This is a genomic window from Microcoleus sp. D3_18_C2, assembly GCF_036702395.1.
Lineage (GTDB): Bacteria > Cyanobacteriota > Cyanobacteriia > Cyanobacteriales > Microcoleaceae > Microcoleus.
This window is the reverse complement of sequence record NZ_JAUBTG010000028.1, coordinates 24,315-41,564: the sequence shown is the minus strand read 5'-3', so window position 1 is coordinate 41,564 and position 17,250 is coordinate 24,315. Positions and strand designations below refer to the sequence as shown.

The following is a 17,250-nucleotide window of genomic DNA, read 5'->3' as shown; positions in this document are numbered from 1 at the left end:
AGAAGAAAAATTTTCAATTCATGAGTCGTCTTTAGACGACTTTCGCTATTAGACAGGGAATTCATTCCCTGGCGGACTAGCTGGATGGTGAGAGGAATGGCGGACTGACAGCTTTCTCCTGAAACAAGCCTAAAGAACAAATAATCATTGGTTCCCGTTTGTCTTCGTCTTCATTGACTATACACAAACGGTCGTCCATCCGCAAACCCACGACTAATTCGGCTAATTGTCGATCGCCAATCCCGCTTTTTAACTGCCGATTTAACGTGTCAATTGCCGACTGGCGCAGGGGATAGCGGTAAATTTCATCGATTGCTTTTGACAATTCATCGGATGCAAATATTGTACCATTCATTTCCTTAAAGTAACTCTTCAAACGTTCGTATGTTCGGAACCTGGCCCCGGAAGGCCTGCCCAATTGTCCGCCCGCAGTTAACTCTTCTTCTGCTATCAACTCTGCACCTTTTGTGACTAATTCGTGATGCTGTTTGTCTCTGGGAATTGCTGGTGTCGCTTCCTCGCAGGCTGCAATTCTGAGGATGCCGAGTTGCGATTGACTAACGCTATTGCCATCGCGATCGACCCAAATTAACGAATCATTTCCCTCGGCGGTTTTCATGTACAATAAAACGCCTTCTGGTTGCAAGGGTGCGGGAGTATGATTGCGAGTTGAATAAACTACATTTGGCATTGACTCAATGGTTTTTTTCAAAATTGGGTTGTTGTCCGTGGCATTTTTCCAAATTTGAAAAGCTTCGGATGTTAAGTCAACTTCGGCATCTTCTTCGCCATCTAAAATTCCTGATTTTTCATTGTAAATATCGAGAATGACTTGAGGTGAGTCATCCTCAAAAAATGTCTCATCAGTTCCGACGACTTCGGCATTTTCTTGCAAGCGTCGGCGCAGTCTTTCGCGCAGATTGATAATGCGATCGACTCCTTCGTCTGGCAAAAACGAATAGCACAAAATGCGATCGGCTTTTTGACCGATTCTGTCCACTCTTCCCGCCCGCTGAATTAACCGAATAATTGCCCAAGGTAAGTCATAATTAACGATAATCGCACTGTCTTGTAAGTTGTGACCTTCACTCAGGATATCGGTGGCAATTAAGATTCGCAATTCTCGTTCTGGGGAGATTTTGTCACGCTTACCGTTGCTAGTCGGACTAAACCGAAATGTGAGTTCGGTGGGGTCTTTTGATTTACCTGTCACCGATGCGGCGCCCGCAATATTTAGCTTAGTTAAATTATCAGTTATATAGCGGACTGTATCGGCAAACTGAGTAAAAATTAATACTTTCTCATGGGGGTGAGTTTCTGTGAGCAATTTCACCAAAGCAGCTAACTTTTCATCGGGTTGAGAATGCCATTTACCGCAAGTTTGCAAGACTTCTATCAGACAGCGGGCATCTTCTAGCAAATCCCGTCTTAACTTCTTGGTATCAAAAAAGTCTGATTTGAGCCATTTAAACCTGCGTTGATAGCGCGTTTTATATTCTTGATAAACTACTTCGGCCCGCTGTTTAAAACTCTTTTCGCTTGACAGCAATTCTGCTTCAATATCTAAATTTTCGCCCGCATCATCTTCGATTTCTTCGCTTTCAAAACTGCTAACCACCACTGAATCAGCATCTTCATCGCTGTTGCGGGTATCCAACAATTCTGCATCCTGGGTGCCGATCGGAATATCGAAGTTTTGGTCGATCGCATATAAGTAGATAAAATTCCGCAGGATGTGGCGCTCGATCGACTGAATAAAGGCACTACCGCTGCTTTCTAGCCGTTTAAACAGGTTTGTCCGCGAAAATCCCATTAATCGGCGACCCCCACGGAATAAGGCATTTAACTGCCGCTGTTCTGCTTCAGTCGGCTGTTGTTTGGGTTTTTTGGCGATGTAATTTCCCAGCCCGTAACGCGGCAGATTTAGGGCATTGATGACTTCGACAATTTCCTCAAAGTCAAGCTGGGAGTTAGCTGCGGAGGTTTCCGAGGAAAACTTAATGGTTTTGGGAAGGCGATCGGGAAAATACGATCGCGTGCGATCTACAAATTCTAAATATTTGCGCTTCTTCTCTGCGTCAGTTTCCGCATAATTTTCTTTGATAAACGAGCGAGTGCGCCTCACCATGTAGTGCTTCATCAAATCTCGCCAATCATCAGGATGTTCGCTTTTTTCAAAAGCAGCCAAAGAGCGCACGGAACATTGATGCCGCTTAATAAATTCTAACTCTCCTTGACTGCCTCCGCCCAATTGATTGAGCAAAGCTTCGGGCCGCAATCCTAAATTTTGGTCTTCAGGAATAAACAGCCGCAACTGAGAAGATAAATCTAAATAGGTTTTGTTGTAGGGAGTTGCTGAAAGCAAAATACATTTACTTTCGTTGATTGCAATATATTCTTGAATCGCTCGATATCGCTTGCCTTCGCGGTTTCTGAGGTTGTGACTTTCATCAATTAACACAACTCGATAGCGGCGCAATTCTGGCAATTCTTGCTGTACCAGACTGATGGATAAGACTTTTGCCAGCAGGCGATATTTGTCTGCATACTCTTGCCACATTTTTACCAAGTTTTTGGGACAAATAATCAGGGTGTCAAAGAAACAGTCTTCTTGTAAAATTTTGGCGATCGCAGTTCCGACTAAAGTTTTACCCAACCCTACAACGTCGCCAATAATCACGCCTCCCCGTCTGGTAATGTGACGGGCGGCTAACTTAACGGCTTCTTCTTGAAATTTAAATAAACCCTTAAAATCGCGGGGAATCTGAAACTCAGCAATACCTGCGATCGCCTCGCGGGACAAATGATAGACTATGTTGAGATAGATGTGATAAGGTGGAATTAGTTCGGATCTCGCCCAACTGCGATCGATAATTTCTGCAAGTTCTTTAGAAATATCAACACAGCCGTATTCTTCCCAGCGATCGTCAAACCATTTTTGCAACTTATTACAAGCATCTGAATCTAAAATATCAATATTCAATTCCCCTTGTTTTGACAATCCCGATAAAGTCAGATTGCTGCTGCCCAAAAAACCGACGATCGGAGTGTTGGGATCGTGACGGTGAACGAGATAAAGCTTAGCGTGTAGGTGATAAGCTAAGAATAATTTAACAACAACTTTTCCAGTTTTAATCTGATAGCTTAACCTGCGTAATCCCTGCTCATCAATATCACTGGGAGCCCCTATCGTCAACTGGTGGCGGAATTCCTCAGCCATCCGTTTTTTGAGACGAATAATGGCATTATTGTCAATCCCCCCGTGATGGGAAATCAGGCTAAAACTAGCATTCAATTCATCGGCCGGCAAACTTTGCATTCCCACCAAAAGGCGACAGCAGGCTCCTTGGTTTCCCACATAAGCTTCGATTAAATCGCCAATTCTCCGCCATCCCCGAAGATTGAAATAGCCCACACAAAAATCTGCCCGATAGGAGAGTTTAATGGTGTCTCGCAATGCTGGTAGCAGCCGCAGTTCAATGTTGTCAAAAATGCGTGGCACTTGGTTTCCTCTGTGATGATTATTAGATCCCCGACTTCTTTAGGACTTACGAAAAAAACCCGGTTTCTTCCAAAAATTGTCGATTATTTCTACAAATATTCACGCAGAAACCGGGTTTTTTGCCCCCGCGCCCTTCCCAAATTGAGATGCACTCCAATTCACAATTCCGGTTCAATTCCAGCCGATCGCAATTGAGCGCGCAATTGCTCTAATTGGTCTTCGGCGCGATCGGCTCTTTCAGCCCCGGTTAACAACAGATTCCCTTGACTATCCCACCAGCGCAGCCAAGGTAACTCAACATTTTGATACCTTCCTTGCCAAATTCCCAATTCCACTCCTAACGGTGCGATCGGATAATGACCGCGATCGTTTGCAGCAACTAATTGATACCTATCTTCGATCAGGTGATAGACTTCAACGCTAGCCTTAGTTACTTCATAAATTCCGTAAAATGCCGGATGGATGACATTTTCATAAATCCAGAATTTACCCGGCTTAGTTTCCTGTTGACCCGATCGCAATAAAGGCGTTCTGTCCCGTTCTTCCGCACCATTCCCCGATACAAACTCTAACACAATTAACGGTGCTACAAATTCTTGCCACATCACATAAGAACGGCGCAATTGACCGTCAATAGTTGGCGGGACATTAGGCACATAAAACCAGTCTGGCGCTTCTGCACCCTTTTCTAACGGGTCAGTTAATCGCCAGTAAATGCCGCTATCTTGACCGATACAATAGTTACCGTCAGCGTGGATTCTCTGCAAAACGGGAGTAATTGAATCTGTTAACAGAATGCTTTGGGGATGTTCTTGAAAGTTTTTCACAAAAGTGCCGTCGGATTCTGGTAGTTGAGTATGATCCGGCCAGCCTGTGGGATTGTTTTCTACATCTAAGGTGAATTTCATAGTTTTATTGCGATTGCAGGCATTGTTGGAGCGAGATTGTGATTGTAGGCGAACTCGATACATCTAATACCAAATTCATAAAATAGCGCTACATATCTACCCCCCCCAACCCCCCCCTTATTAAGGGGGGGAGTAAAACTTTCTATGTAGCATAACTTTATGAAATTGGTATAACTCAGACCTCTATCTCCCAATCTTCCAGACGCAAACCCTCAACACGGCTGAACTCGCGGGTATTGTGAGTTACAAGAATTAGGTTGTTGGCGAGAGCAATAGAGGCAATCAAAAGGTCATTAGGGCCGATAGGTGTCCCAGATGCAGCTAATTGAGTGCGAATTTGACCGTAAATTAGGGCAGACTGGTCATCAAAAGGCAAACTTACAAACTCATTGAAAAAACGTTCTAGTCTAGCTAGATTGCTATCTTGACGAGAACTTTTAAAAGCACCCCAGTAAAGTTCTGCTTTAACTACAGAGCATATTGCTACATCACCTGACCGAATCATTGCTAGTCGGCGAGATACCGATGAGTTGCGGTCTGGATTTAACAAACGGATGCAAGTATTGGTGTCTAAAAGATAAATCACAGCAATTCTTCCCGGATTTCATATTCCAACTGATCGGGACGAACAAGCGGTTCTCCCTCCCAACTTCCTATTACCGTTTCAAAAAAACCGGGCGACCAGCCTAAATCTTCCGGTGTTTTAGCTTCAGTTGCCGGTGTTATGCGCTGGAAAACTACAATAACTTCTAAATCTGTATCTTTTATCCCAACCGGGACTTGCAAATGCAACATCCCGTCTGATCCGACGCGCGATCGTACTTTAATACTTTGCATAACTCTTGCCTCCTTAAGTTTGTAGTGAAATTCAATCTTGTCAGGAATTACTCATCTATGCCCAAGAAACCGGGTTTTTTACCGAATCTGTGGGTGAGTGCGAAAGATTTTCGTAAAAAAACCCGGTTTCTGACCACCCGTGCGTAATTCCTACTTGTAATAACCTCAATCTTCATCCCACTTATCTTTAACTTCTTTGCCTTTTATCTTGAGAAACTCAACTGACTGCAATACTTCTAATCCGGTCATTCAGGCTACCTCTATGTTAATGATAGCTATAACTTTTGCTCTCCATTCTAACTGATATCTTGCACCATTCTCAATTAGCTATTTATGAACAGGCTTTCCGGCCTGTTCCACAAGAACATTGAATTTTTGTGGAACAGGCCGGAAAGCCTGTTCTTGAGAATGGTGCAAGATATGAGTTCTAATCAATTTGCTCCTCGGTTGCTGCGCCAAACCGTATGGAAAAAAGGTCGATCGCACCCAGCCAACCCCAGCAACCTGAACCGCAGGTGAGGCAATCCCCCCGCAGCCCCCGCTTCTCGACGCGGTACAATAAATGCAATCATACTTAACGCTTATATTGAAAAAGTTACACACAACGCCACAGGAGACAACTGACGCATGGGTAAAGTAGTTGGCATTGACCTCGGAACAACAAACTCAGTAGTAGCCGTCATGGAAGGCGGCAAACCGGTTGTGATTGCCAATGCAGAAGGGATGCGGACAACTCCCTCGGTAGTCGCTTTCACAAAGGAAGGAGAACGCCTGGTGGGACAGATGGCCAGACGCCAGACTGTTCTCAATCCGCAAAACACCTTTTACGCCGTCAAGCGGTACATCGGACGCAAATATACCGAACTGACTCCAGAATCAAAGCGCGTCCCTTACACAACTCGCCGCGACGAAAACGGGAACATCAAAATCAAGTGTCCCCGCCTGAAAAAAGATTTTGCCCCAGAGGAAATTTCGGCGATGGTTTTGCGGAAACTGGCCGATGAAGCCAGCCGCTATCTGGGACAAGAGGTGACGGGGGCTGTAATTACTGTTCCCGCTTATTTCAACGACTCGCAGCGACAGGCGACGCGGGATGCTGGACGAATTGCCGGACTTGAAGTCAAACGGATTTTAAATGAGCCGACAGCGGCTTCTTTAGCTTACGGTTTGGAGAGGCGAGAAAGTCAAACTATTTTAGTGTTTGATTTGGGCGGCGGTACTTTTGATGTCTCTATCTTAGACGTGGGAGACGGAGTATTTGAAGTTAAAGCAACTAGCGGCGATACTCAATTAGGTGGCAATGATTTTGACTCCAAAATTGTTGATTGGTTGGCAGAACAATTCTTAGAAAAAGAAGGCATCGATCTGCGGAAAAATCGCCAAGCTTTGCAGCGCTTGATCGAAGCGGCAGAAAAAGCCAAGATTGAGCTGTCGGGAGTCGGTGTCACCGAGATTAATTTGCCGTTTATCGATGCGAACGAAGACGGGCCTTTGCATCTGGAAACGCGACTAACTCGTGGTCAATTTGAGGGGCTGTGCACAGATTTGGTGCAGCGGCTACGGCGTCCAGTCAAACAAGCTTTGGCTGATGCAAGTTTGAGTCCTTCTCGCATTGATGAAGTTGTGCTAGTCGGCGGTTCGACTCGCATTCCTTTGGTGCAGGAAGTTGTTCGCAACTTGATTGATAAAGAGCCGAATCAAAATGTCAATCCCGATGAAGTTGTGGCGGTGGGTGCGGCAATTCAGGCGGGTATTTTGGGTGGCGATGTCCGCGATGTGCTGCTGTTGGATGTGACGCCGCTGTCGCTGGGTTTGGAAACGATCGGCGGGGTGATGAAAAAACTGATTCCGAGGAATACTACTATTCCCGTCAGGCGATCGGACATTTTTTCGACTGCTGAAAACAACCAAACTGTGGTAGAAATTCACGTCATCCAAGGGGAACGGGAATTAGGCAGAGATAATAAGTCTTTGGGACGGTTTAAACTAACTGGAATTCCGCCGGCACCGCGAGGGATTCCGCAGGTGCAAGTAGCTTTTGATATTGATGCTAACGGGATGCTGTTGGTGACTGCTTTGGACAAAACTACCGGCAGGGAACAAAGCATTACTGTGCAAGGTGCTTCGACGCTGAGTCAGCAGGAAGTGAATCAAATGATTCGCGATGCGGAACAGTTTGCTCAAGCTGATAAGTTGCAGCGGGAAAGGGTAGAAAAACGCAATCGCGCTGAAGCTTTAGCTTATCAAGCCGAGCGGCAGTTGCGGGAAGTTGCGCTCGATCGCGGAATGCAGTTTGCTCAAAGAAGCCGCCAGCGAATTGAAACTTTAATTCGGGAATTGCGAGACAGTTTGGAACGCAATGATGAGCGGGGAGTTGACCAAGTTGGTTCGGATTTGCAGGATGCTCTTTACGATTTGAGCCGGGAAGTTTCGGCGTTTGCGATGGATGACGATGATGATGATTTCTTTGAGTCTGTGAAGCGGACTTTTACGGGCGACGGTACGAAGCGGCGCAGCGATGATAGCAGCTATTATACCAATGCTAAACCGTACAGGCGATCGACTGTCGATCCAATTCCCGATCGCCCCTACGATCGTATGGGCGATCGTATGGGCGATCGTATGGGCGATCGAATGGGCGATCGTATGGGCGATCGTAGAAGCAGTGCTAATCGCCCCACTCGCCCTTATCAAAATCAAAGCGACGATTGGGATGATGACGACGATTGGCTCTAATTAGTGGTTAGTCATTAGTCCCTAGTCATTAGTCCCTAGTTTGAAGCAGGGAAGCAGCATGACTAATGACTAATGACTAATAATTAATAACTCATGACTAATAACTAATGACTAATGACTAACTATGCAGAATTTTCGCAATTACTATCTAATTTTGGGAGTACCCAAAGATGCCACGGCTGATGAGATAAAAAAAGCCTATCGACGGCTAGCCAGACAGTTGCACCCTGACGTAAATCCAGGGGATAAATCTGCTGAAGATAGGTTTAAGGATATTAATGAAGCTTACGATATTCTTTCCGATATTGAGAAGCGAACTCAATACGATCAGTTTAGTAAATTCTGGAAACAAAAGGGATTTCAAGGCAAGCAAGGGGTGCGACTTCCCAATTTCAAAACTTGGGGAAACACTAAAACTACCCGGAAAAAACCGACCGAAGATGTCGATTTTAGTGATTACTCGGATTTTAATAAATTTCTCGATCAAGTGCTCGGAAGACGCCGGGAAGTGAGGATGGCGACAGCGAATGATACACAGGGAGTAGCCTCCTCTGAACCGTGGAATACGGCTTCTAAGAAAACGAGTTATGTGGCTAATTCTCGCCCACCTAGAAGGGATTTTGACGATCGCGAAATGCGACGGGAAACAGTCGATCGCGAAATGCGACGAGAAACAGTCGATCGCGAAATGCGACGAGAAACAGTCGATCGCGAAACCAGAAGGGATGTGGACGATCGCGAAATGCGACGAGAAACAGTCGATCGCGAAACGAGAAGGGACATTGAGGCCAGGCTAACTCTGCCTTTGGAAAGGGCTTATTCGGGCGGTACCGAGCGAATTCGTCTGGAAGATGGGCGAGCGATCGAGGTGACTCTGCCTCCTGCTATGGTATCAGGCCAGCGGATTCGCTTGCGAAATCAAGGTATGGGCGGCGGAGATTTATATTTGAAAATCACGGTTTCTCCCCATCCATTTTTTCGCTTGGAAATGTCGGATATTTGCTGCGAATTGCCACTGACTCCCAGCGAAGCGGTGTTGGGAGGAGATATTGAAGTACCGACGCTGGACGGCTTGGTAAAGATGAAATTGCCACCGGGAGTAACCTCTGGAAAGCGGTTGCGGCTGGCTAACAAAGGCTATCCAACAGGAAATGGCGATCGGGGCGATCAGTTGGTAGAAATTCAGGTGTTAATTCCCAAAGAAATTAGTGAAGAGGAACGAGAATTGTACGAGAAGTTGCGACAGGTTGAGTCTTTTAAACCGCGTCAGGATTTATCGGTTTAATATAGAGTACGCAATGCGCCAGTTTAATTTTGTAGGGGCGCAATAATGCGCGCCTTACTACTAATCGTGTACGAAAAATTAGGAGATGCTTGGCTAAATTTTACGGACATATCAGATTTAGCCACTTGGCTGTAAATAGACGATATCAAATGCGTGGGTATAGCAATTATTCATCTCTCTCTTCTCTTCCTCTGCGCCCTCTGCGGCCTCTGCGGTTTAATAATTCCGAAACAACCGTAAACGATAGGATTTGTCGCCAGAATAGCCGTTAGCGCAGCCCTCGAAGAGGATCGCACTTTCAGCCATCCTGGATCGCATAAGTAAAATTACTGTTGTGATTATTCCTGAACTAGCAGAGAATTAACAATAAGGTAATTTTCCCAAAATCAGGAGCAGTCTGCCGCCATGACTCAAATGCCCCCTCAATGCAACAATCTGCAAGAGCAAGTTGACTCCTTACTGCAACTGCTGCGTCAGGAATCTTCTTTGCGACAACAAGATATCACGGCGGTACAAGCTTCTCTGAAAAAGGCAATTTCTCCTGAGTTTGAAATTGTGTTTGCTGGCGCTTTCAGTGCGGGAAAATCCATGCTAATTAATGCTTTGCTGGAGCGAGAATTGCTCTACAGTGCAGAAGGACACGCGACAGGTACGGAATGTTATATCGCCTTTGCTGAGCCGGAAAAAGAGCGCGTTGTTCTCACTTTTTTGAGCGAGTTTGAGATTAGCCAGCAAGCTTCTGTGCTGTGCCATCAGTTAGGTTTAGCTACTGAACTTAATATTAATCAAACAGATGTAGTGTCGCTGTTGTCTCAGGGATGTAACATAATTATTGAAACGGAAGGCGGCGAAAATAAATCCGAGTTAGCCAAAAAAGCTAAGGCTTTGATGCTGCTGTTAGAAGGTTTTGAGGCAAATCGCGATCGCATCCAAACTCTCGAAAACGCTACCTACTCGATGGAACAGTTTAACTTTTCCAATCTCAAGGAAGCTGCTAGTTATGCCCGTCGCGGTAGTAACAGTGCTGTACTCAAGCGAGTTGAATATTACTGTTATCATCCGCTGCTGCAAGATGGCAATATTATTATCGATACGCCGGGAATTGATGCACCCGTGCAACGGGATGCAGAATTGACTTATGATAAGATTGAAAGCCCCGATACTTCGGCGGTTGTCTGCGTTTTGAAAGCAGCTTCGTCTGGGGAAATGACGACGGAAGAAACCGAGTTGATGGAAAAAACACGGGGAAATCCGGGAATTCGCGATCGACTGTTTTACATTTTCAACCGCATTGACGAAACTTGGTACAACACGCAACTGCGGCAGCGCTTAGAAAATCTGATTAATTCCGACTTTCGCGATACTGCGAGAGTTTATAAAACTAGCGGATTGTTGGGGTTTTACGGGAGTTTGATTCGAGGGACAACAGGGCGCGATCGCTTTGGTTTAAATACAATCTTTGCCACCAGTAAAGGGCGAGTTTTTGGAGATGATAAATTAGATTCAGATTTTTTTAGTAATAGTGAAGAGACTCCGCAATTTGTTAGTGAATTTAATCGCTACTGTGCGAATTCCGGCAAGCTATCTCCGAGCAAATTTCGGATTTCAGTTAACAGCTACGAAACACCAAATGAAAACTACGTGCGGATTCTTGCAGAGCAAGGACAACCATTAATTACTCAATTAATTCAAGATAGCGGCATCGAAGATTTTCGCACAGCCATCACCCGTTACCTCACAGAAGAAAAACGCCCGCAACTGTTCAAAAATCTCGCTGACGACTTAGAAGATTTGTGCATTCAACTGCGGAAACATTACCAAACAATTCAGCGGAATTTGGACAGCCAGCCCCGTGAAATTGAAGCAATGAAAGCACAGGAACTTTTGCGACTAAATCAAGAGTTGCAGCAAGTCGGACAGGATTTTCGGGAACATATCGCCGAAGAAGTCAATGAAATGATTATGAACAGATGCGATATTTTCGATATAGACTTTCGGCAACTGCAATCTCGGATGATCCGGCGCTTGGATGAATTGTTAGACGGATTTTCTGTTGAGGCGGCTTACGGACGTACTTTACGGAATCATCCCCGCAATGCTACAGCACCTTTAATTGCTGTTTTAGTTGAAGCACTTTATTATTTAGCGAATCAGTTGGAAGATATTTTAGTAGAGGCTACTAAATCACTGGTTGATAATTATTTCCAGTATTTGAAAGATAGCGTTCGCAAGTCAGAATACTATCGATTACTTTATCGGTTGTTGGGGAATGATGGGGGAATTGAACAGCAGTTAGAGGAGTTATCAAAGCGGGTTTCTGATGCTTTGGTAAATGCGGCGGGCGTTGAGTGCGATCGCTACGTGCGAGAAAGTCCCCGTTTTTACGACGAAGGCACATTTTCAATTTATCAATTCCGGGAAACATTGCAGCAAACTTCTCAAGGTTTCGACTGCGAAAACATGGTGGACGCCCAACCTGCAATTCGGCAATTATTGCGGCTAGATTTCGAGCCAAAAGTCTCTAGAACTATTCGGCAAACTTTCCGCCAAACTGTCAACCAAACCCTGAAAGAGCATTTGTTGCCGCTGGCCCAAAAGCAAGCTGATGATATTTTGCAGAAATACAGTCAAGCTCGCGATTATTTGGAGCAAACTTTGGCACAGGAGGCGGAGGAAAAGATTGCTGGGAATCTGCGGCGGCAAGCTGAGAATGAAGAAAAGATCAAAGAGTACGATCGGGCGGTTTCTGGGATTAATAGTTGTTTGCAGGCGATGAAGTTGCACGAGCATTTGTTGCCTGTAATTGGACAAAATGATAGTGTTTCGGTGGAGGGTGAATAATTGAAATCCGGGTGAATTATATTCACCTGGTTTCTTTACTGTGTTTATTGTGATATAATAGCCAACAAAGAGCGAGTTTAATTCTATGAACATTCGCCAAAAACTTCTAACAATAATCGAGCAACTTTCCGAGGATAAGTTAGCAACACTTCTCAACCTAGCCGTGTTCTTGACAAAAGGGAAAGAATCTGTTCCACCGCTGCTTGCATCCCAAGCTTATCAGGATTGGCTGAGTGCGGAAAATGACATTTATGACGAAATATTTGCAGACTGAGCCATCAAACATCCGCGTTCATTCGCGTTCATCTGCGGTTAAAATTCATGGCTAAAAAACCTATTAGGTTAGATATCAATATGGAAGATAAATTTGATTTTCACAACTGCGGTAATGAGGATGCTTTATCTTTCGGTAAGGCAATGCTTAAAGTAGAACAACTCAAGGAAACAGTAAATCGAGCTTTGCCTGAATATGTGTTAGGAGAGAGACTTAGTGAGACGTTAAGGCAACAGAATCTAAATATTGATATAGGTTTAACTACTAACCAACTACGTACTGCTTATGAGAAATGGTTTGGTGAAGGTATAGATTGTGAAATTCTCAGAGTGGGTGCTCAGGGCTGGAAGAAAGGAAAGATGAAGCTCAAACTCAATGTCACTATAGAATTTTGCCCAGATGAACCAGAAGTTGAAGAAACACCAGAAAACAACGAGTCAGAAGCTAGCCAACCAGAATCCCCCCTCGATGATTTGCGCCGCCAACTTCTCAATCAAGAAAACTCACCCAGCTAATCCATCAAACATCCGCGTTCATTCGCGTTCATCTGCGGTTAAAAATCATTATGTCTAAAACCCCTAGAATCCCCATTCCCCCAGAAGTCAGAAAATATGTATTTACTCGCAATAAATACCAGTGCCAAAGCTGCGGCCAAACCAAGCTAGAAACCCAACTGACGATCGATCATATCATCCCCCTAGCGCGCGGCGGCAGCAACGACATCAGCAACTTGCAAACCCTCTGCGGCACCTGCAACCAAAAGAAAACAGACAAACTAGACCCCCGCTTCCGCCGTCACTTTGACCTTTGATATTTAACAGTATTAGGACTTATGAACCGGACTCCAGAAACCGGGTTTTTTTACGAAAATACTTCGTTGCAAACCACAGATTTAGTAAAAAACCCGGTTTCTTCGATCGAAATGCGTCCCGGACTAAATTATTCATCTCTCTCTTCTCTTCCTCTGCGTCCTCTGTGCCCTCTGCGGTTAAAAAATCCTACCATCGATAATACCGATAAGGATCATCCCCCTTCTCAAAATCCGTTCTGTAATCCCAGTGATAAAACTCCAGACTCGAACCGTTAAACACAGATTCATCCGCCTTAAAACTAGCCCCTAAATTAGCCAAAATCTGAGCATTTGCCCTCGTTTGCCGCCAGCGAGTAAAACGCAAATAAGTCTTAGTATCAGCATTCAAACTGTCGGGTTCAATCTGAGAAAAAATCGCCACACCCTTGCCAACTTTTACCCGACTTAACAAACCGTCAGCACCGACTTCTCCCCCAGACTTAATCAACCAAGTATCATAAAAAGAGCGCGATCGCAAATCTGAAGCACTAACCCCCTTCACCTCATCCCAACTCGGAACCGCCAGCGAACCCCCAAAATCCTGCGCTTGCTGCAAACCCACGCCCAAACCCGCAGCAGGCACTTGACGCGGCAAGAAAAACGCCTTCCCACCAGCATTCAAATAAGCGCGTAAATCTGCATCTTTCAGATTCACTTCTCTCCCCACAATCACCAAACCAACATCATTAGAAAGCGAACTAGCGCGCTGATAAATTACCCCCAAACTGTCCAACTTTTGGGCATCTTCATCTCCCCCAATTAAAACCACTTGATCCGGCTTTCCAACCACCGGAGAATTCATCCCGTAACTCACAATTTGTTGCACTAGCTGCGCCGCCCCAGCATCTACAGAATAATGGTCTTCCAAATCCAACTCGTTTAAAATCAGCCGCCCTTTTCCGTAATCCAATTCCATCAGCGGCGAATAAGCTAAATCAAACTCAGATTCCAAAATTGGGCGCCAACCGCTGCGGTGCGGTTTCTCAATTGAAGCGCTGCTGACACCGCCACGATTTCCCCAACGCCAGCCGTACCAAGGTTTATTTGCCGGACTCAAATTAGGGCCAGTTTGGATCGTATCTGGATAAGCTTCAAGCAACGTGCTTTCCCCCACCCAATCCCGCAAATCTTCACTGTCTAAACCGCTAATTGCGGGATGGTTGCTGTCAACTGGATAAGCGCGGCGGCTGACGTGGGCAGCAACTCGGAAACCTGTATTTTCCAGCCATTCCCTGCGTTGAGGAAACACAATTGCTTTGCCGCCGTTTCGCACAAAACTTTCTAAACTTCCCGGCCAATTTTCCCCGCTAGAAAATGCTTCCCTACCGATAATTAATAGCGATGAAACTTGCGAACCATTCCACGGTACAAGCTGATAACCTAATTGTTTTAACATGGCCGATGTTTTGCCCGCTGGGTCGAAAATTGTCACCGCATCTTTGATGTTGGATTGTTTGGGAAAAACGCGGAAAGCAAATGTATCAGAATGCGATCGATCGCCCACTCGCGCAGTCAAGCGAATTTCGCCGTCAGCCTTGCTAGAAATGGTATTTGGCAATTTTACGTCAATTGGGAAAAACAGCGTTCCTGCCTGCTCAATCGTCCCTTTTTGCTCGCCTTTTTTAACTTCTTCCCCCCCCACCAAAACTCGCCAATTAAACGCAAATTCTTGCGGCGTCCGCGTATCGTTAATTAACACTACTTGCTTTGCCAGTTTTCCGCCCACAAACAAATTGTGATCTTTCGCAGTAAAAACCGGGCTAGCACCAGCAATCCAAGCCAAAGTCGAGCTATTATTCTTCATAATTGCCTCGCCCCCAGGATGAACAGTGTAAGCTTCTGGCTGCAAATAATTCAAAAGATTATTCGAGACTTGCTTCAAATAAACTCCCCGGCTACCCGGTTGAAATGCCCCAATATCCACCTTTTTTCTGCCCGCATCGGAAACTTCCCAACCATGTCCGTCATTCCAAGGAATCATCCCCCCAGAAATTCCCCAAGTCCGCCAACTCCGCCAAGTATTTGTACTGAATAAATGCTGCAACTTTTGAAAAGCTGGGGCAAAATCCAACTCTTTTTTACCATGCCAGCTTTGATACTCCTGACCCTTGACAAATTGCTCGCGAATTTTAGCTTTATAAGCGGCAGTTTCCAAATCGTAAGCCTGCTTGCCAAAATAAATTGCCGCAAACTCAGTCATCCAAGGTTCGCTGATAATTGCCTGACCAAAACCTTTGCGGGCCCGCATCATCGTTGCGTGCAGAGGAGTCCCCAACTCGACTGCCATGTAGGGCCTTTCCCCGGTTTTGCTCCACTCAGAAATCCACTCTTCTCGTTCTTGCAAGGGAATCAGATTTAAATAAGAATTCAGCGCATAAACATCGCCGAAGTGTGCGCCTTGGTGTACCATCACAGGTCTGGTTCGGTCGGCAGATTTAATCGTCGCTAAAGCGTCATTTCCTAGGGGAGTGTTGACCCGCAAACGCTGGTTTTCCGAGGGACTGAGAGTTCCTTCTACTTTGCTTTTGCCGATGCGACGGGGATTTAAATCGTCAGCGTTGCCGAAAAAATTAGGACTTGTCGCCCACATTAATACTGATGGATGATTGCGGTAGCGGCGCATTTCAATCACCATTCGGTCTTTCCAGCGGTTTTTCCACAGGGGGTTCTTCCACTTGCCGTTCCAAGCGATAGGACTAATGTCTAAAGCGGGAGCCATAATGGGAAAACCTTTGAGGTCTGCTCTTTCGGAAAATAACTCTCGGAAGTGCCATCTACCCCGTTCGTCGTGATTCCAAGGCCACATTTCTGTTATGTTAAAACCTGCTTTTACGTAGCCATCAATTAGGCTATCAGCAACTTCTACTGTGCCGCCTTGCCAAGTATCGGAGTGCAAGTTTGGTCGCAGCCGAAATTCAGTTCCGTTTAAGAAAAATTTGCGCCCTTCTATCCAAAATTCGCGGAAGCCAAAAGGTTGGTCGTATTGCGTGTCAATGCCGCTGCCTTTTACTTCTAATTGTAGGGTGTAAAGGTTTGGTTGCCCGACATCCCAAAGACGGGGATTTGGCCAATTCCACTGAACTTGGACGGTTTGAATAGGTTTAGCTTGAACCTTGGCCGTGCCAGTAAATTTTTGTTCTATTTTGCCTTTTTCGTCCAGCATTTGCGCTATTATTTCTACTTGACCGCTTTGGGCAACGTCTTTGAGTTCAATATCTAATTTAACTTGCTTTTTTCGGGTGGAAGTTTGGACGAATACGTCCCTAATTAACGGGCCTGGGGGAAGGCTCAGAAGCCTTACCTCGCCGATGATTCCCCGCGATTCCAATTTGGATTTTTCTGTGTAGATTTCTGTGGGGCCCATGATGACGGCTTTTTCCTTTTCATCGGATACTGCCACGACTAAAATAGATAGGGTGTTTTGACCTGGTTTTGCTGCTTTGGTAATTTCAATAGTGCCGTAGGGCCAGGGGATTTGACCGCAGTTAATGCCGTTGGCAAAGATGACTGCATCGGTGCTGACTCTGGCTAAGTCGAGAAAAATTCGGCGGTTTGTCCAGTCGCCGGGAATGTCTATTTTTCTCTGATACCAAGCTTTTGATAGTTGTTTACTGTTGAAGTTTTCCCAATCTTTGCCGCTGCCGCGAGTGATGATTCCAGGTACGGATTGGTTGTTTTCTTTTTGCCAGTCTCCGGGTACTTGGATGGATCCCCAATTTGGCGAGACGGGGGGGTTTTGGGGGTTGCCAACTGCGGGGACAAATTGCCAATTTCCGTTGAGATAGATTTGGGATCGTTTGTTGTCGATCGCCCCGGCGGCCGCGATGGTAAGATTGGGGAAGCCGATCGACATCGCTGAGCTGCTGGCGAAGTTGGGATTTTGAAGCGCATAACCGACGAATCCAAAGAGGGTGGCGGCTGCGAAAAATAATCCGATAATTTTGGCCAGCTTGTGATTCACTCGCTTATTTCTCCCAGAAATTAGATAATCTCATTTGTCCCTCGATCTATGATAGC

12 protein-coding genes are annotated in these 17,250 nt (G+C 45.5%); 6 read left to right on the top strand and 6 right to left on the bottom strand.

What is annotated here, in order from left to right; all coding sequences use genetic code 11:
* Positions 1–76: 76 nt before the first annotated feature.
* From QUA88_RS17475 to QUA88_RS17455, 5 genes are all read right to left on the bottom strand, one after another.
* Positions 77–3,502, bottom strand: coding sequence for a helicase-related protein (locus tag QUA88_RS17475; RefSeq protein ID WP_333272872.1), 3,426 nt, complete (start codon positions 3,500–3,502; stop codon positions 77–79).
* Between the two features lie 158 nt (positions 3,503–3,660).
* Complete coding sequence (locus QUA88_RS17470; RefSeq protein WP_333233704.1) at positions 3,661–4,410, bottom strand: Uma2 family endonuclease; 750 nt, start codon at positions 4,408–4,410, stop codon at positions 3,661–3,663.
* Between the two features lie 175 nt (positions 4,411–4,585).
* Positions 4,586–4,996 (bottom strand): type II toxin-antitoxin system tRNA(fMet)-specific endonuclease VapC, encoded by a 411-nt coding sequence (gene vapC / locus QUA88_RS17465; RefSeq protein ID WP_333056661.1) that lies wholly within the window; start codon positions 4,994–4,996, stop codon positions 4,586–4,588.
* Positions 4,993–5,247 (bottom strand): hypothetical protein, encoded by a 255-nt coding sequence (locus QUA88_RS17460; RefSeq protein WP_333056660.1) that lies wholly within the window; start codon positions 5,245–5,247, stop codon positions 4,993–4,995. Before QUA88_RS17460 ends, vapC begins: the two co-directional genes overlap by 4 nt.
* Positions 5,248–5,678: 431 nt before the next feature.
* Complete coding sequence (locus QUA88_RS17455) at positions 5,679–5,819, bottom strand: hypothetical protein (protein ID WP_333056659.1); 141 nt, start codon at positions 5,817–5,819, stop codon at positions 5,679–5,681.
* A gap of 55 nt (positions 5,820–5,874) precedes the next feature.
* Here QUA88_RS17455 and dnaK point away from each other — a divergent pair, with 55 nt between their 5' ends.
* The 6 genes from dnaK to QUA88_RS17425 all read left to right on the top strand — a co-directional run bounded on the left by dnaK (position 5,875) and on the right by QUA88_RS17425 (position 13,194).
* A complete protein-coding gene (dnaK, locus tag QUA88_RS17450; RefSeq protein ID WP_333056658.1) occupies positions 5,875–7,983 on the top strand; it encodes a molecular chaperone DnaK in 2,109 nt (702 codons plus the stop codon).
* A gap of 124 nt (positions 7,984–8,107) precedes the next feature.
* The gene (locus tag QUA88_RS17445) at positions 8,108–9,268 is read left to right on the top strand and encodes a J domain-containing protein (protein ID WP_333272867.1); all 1,161 of its coding nucleotides are present in this window, start codon (positions 8,108–8,110) and stop codon (positions 9,266–9,268) included.
* A gap of 405 nt (positions 9,269–9,673) precedes the next feature.
* A complete protein-coding gene (locus tag QUA88_RS17440) occupies positions 9,674–12,109 on the top strand; it encodes a dynamin-like GTPase family protein (protein WP_333272864.1) in 2,436 nt (811 codons plus the stop codon).
* 85 nt (positions 12,110–12,194) lie between these two features.
* The gene (locus tag QUA88_RS17435; RefSeq protein WP_333154336.1) at positions 12,195–12,383 is read left to right on the top strand and encodes a hypothetical protein; all 189 of its coding nucleotides are present in this window, start codon (positions 12,195–12,197) and stop codon (positions 12,381–12,383) included.
* 47 nt (positions 12,384–12,430) lie between these two features.
* Positions 12,431–12,898 carry a KGK domain-containing protein gene (locus tag QUA88_RS17430; RefSeq protein WP_333154338.1) on the top strand — a complete coding sequence of 156 codons (468 nt, stop codon included), beginning with the start codon at positions 12,431–12,433 and terminating at the stop codon, positions 12,896–12,898.
* Between the two features lie 50 nt (positions 12,899–12,948).
* Positions 12,949–13,194 (top strand): HNH endonuclease, encoded by a 246-nt coding sequence (locus tag QUA88_RS17425; RefSeq protein ID WP_015179287.1) that lies wholly within the window; start codon positions 12,949–12,951, stop codon positions 13,192–13,194.
* Positions 13,195–13,381: 187 nt separating this feature from the next.
* Here the strand turns inward: QUA88_RS17425 and QUA88_RS17420 are convergent, their stop codons facing one another.
* Positions 13,382–17,194 (bottom strand): glycoside hydrolase family 2 TIM barrel-domain containing protein, encoded by a 3,813-nt coding sequence (locus tag QUA88_RS17420; protein WP_333272861.1) that lies wholly within the window; start codon positions 17,192–17,194, stop codon positions 13,382–13,384.
* Positions 17,195–17,250: the final 56 nt, after the last annotated feature.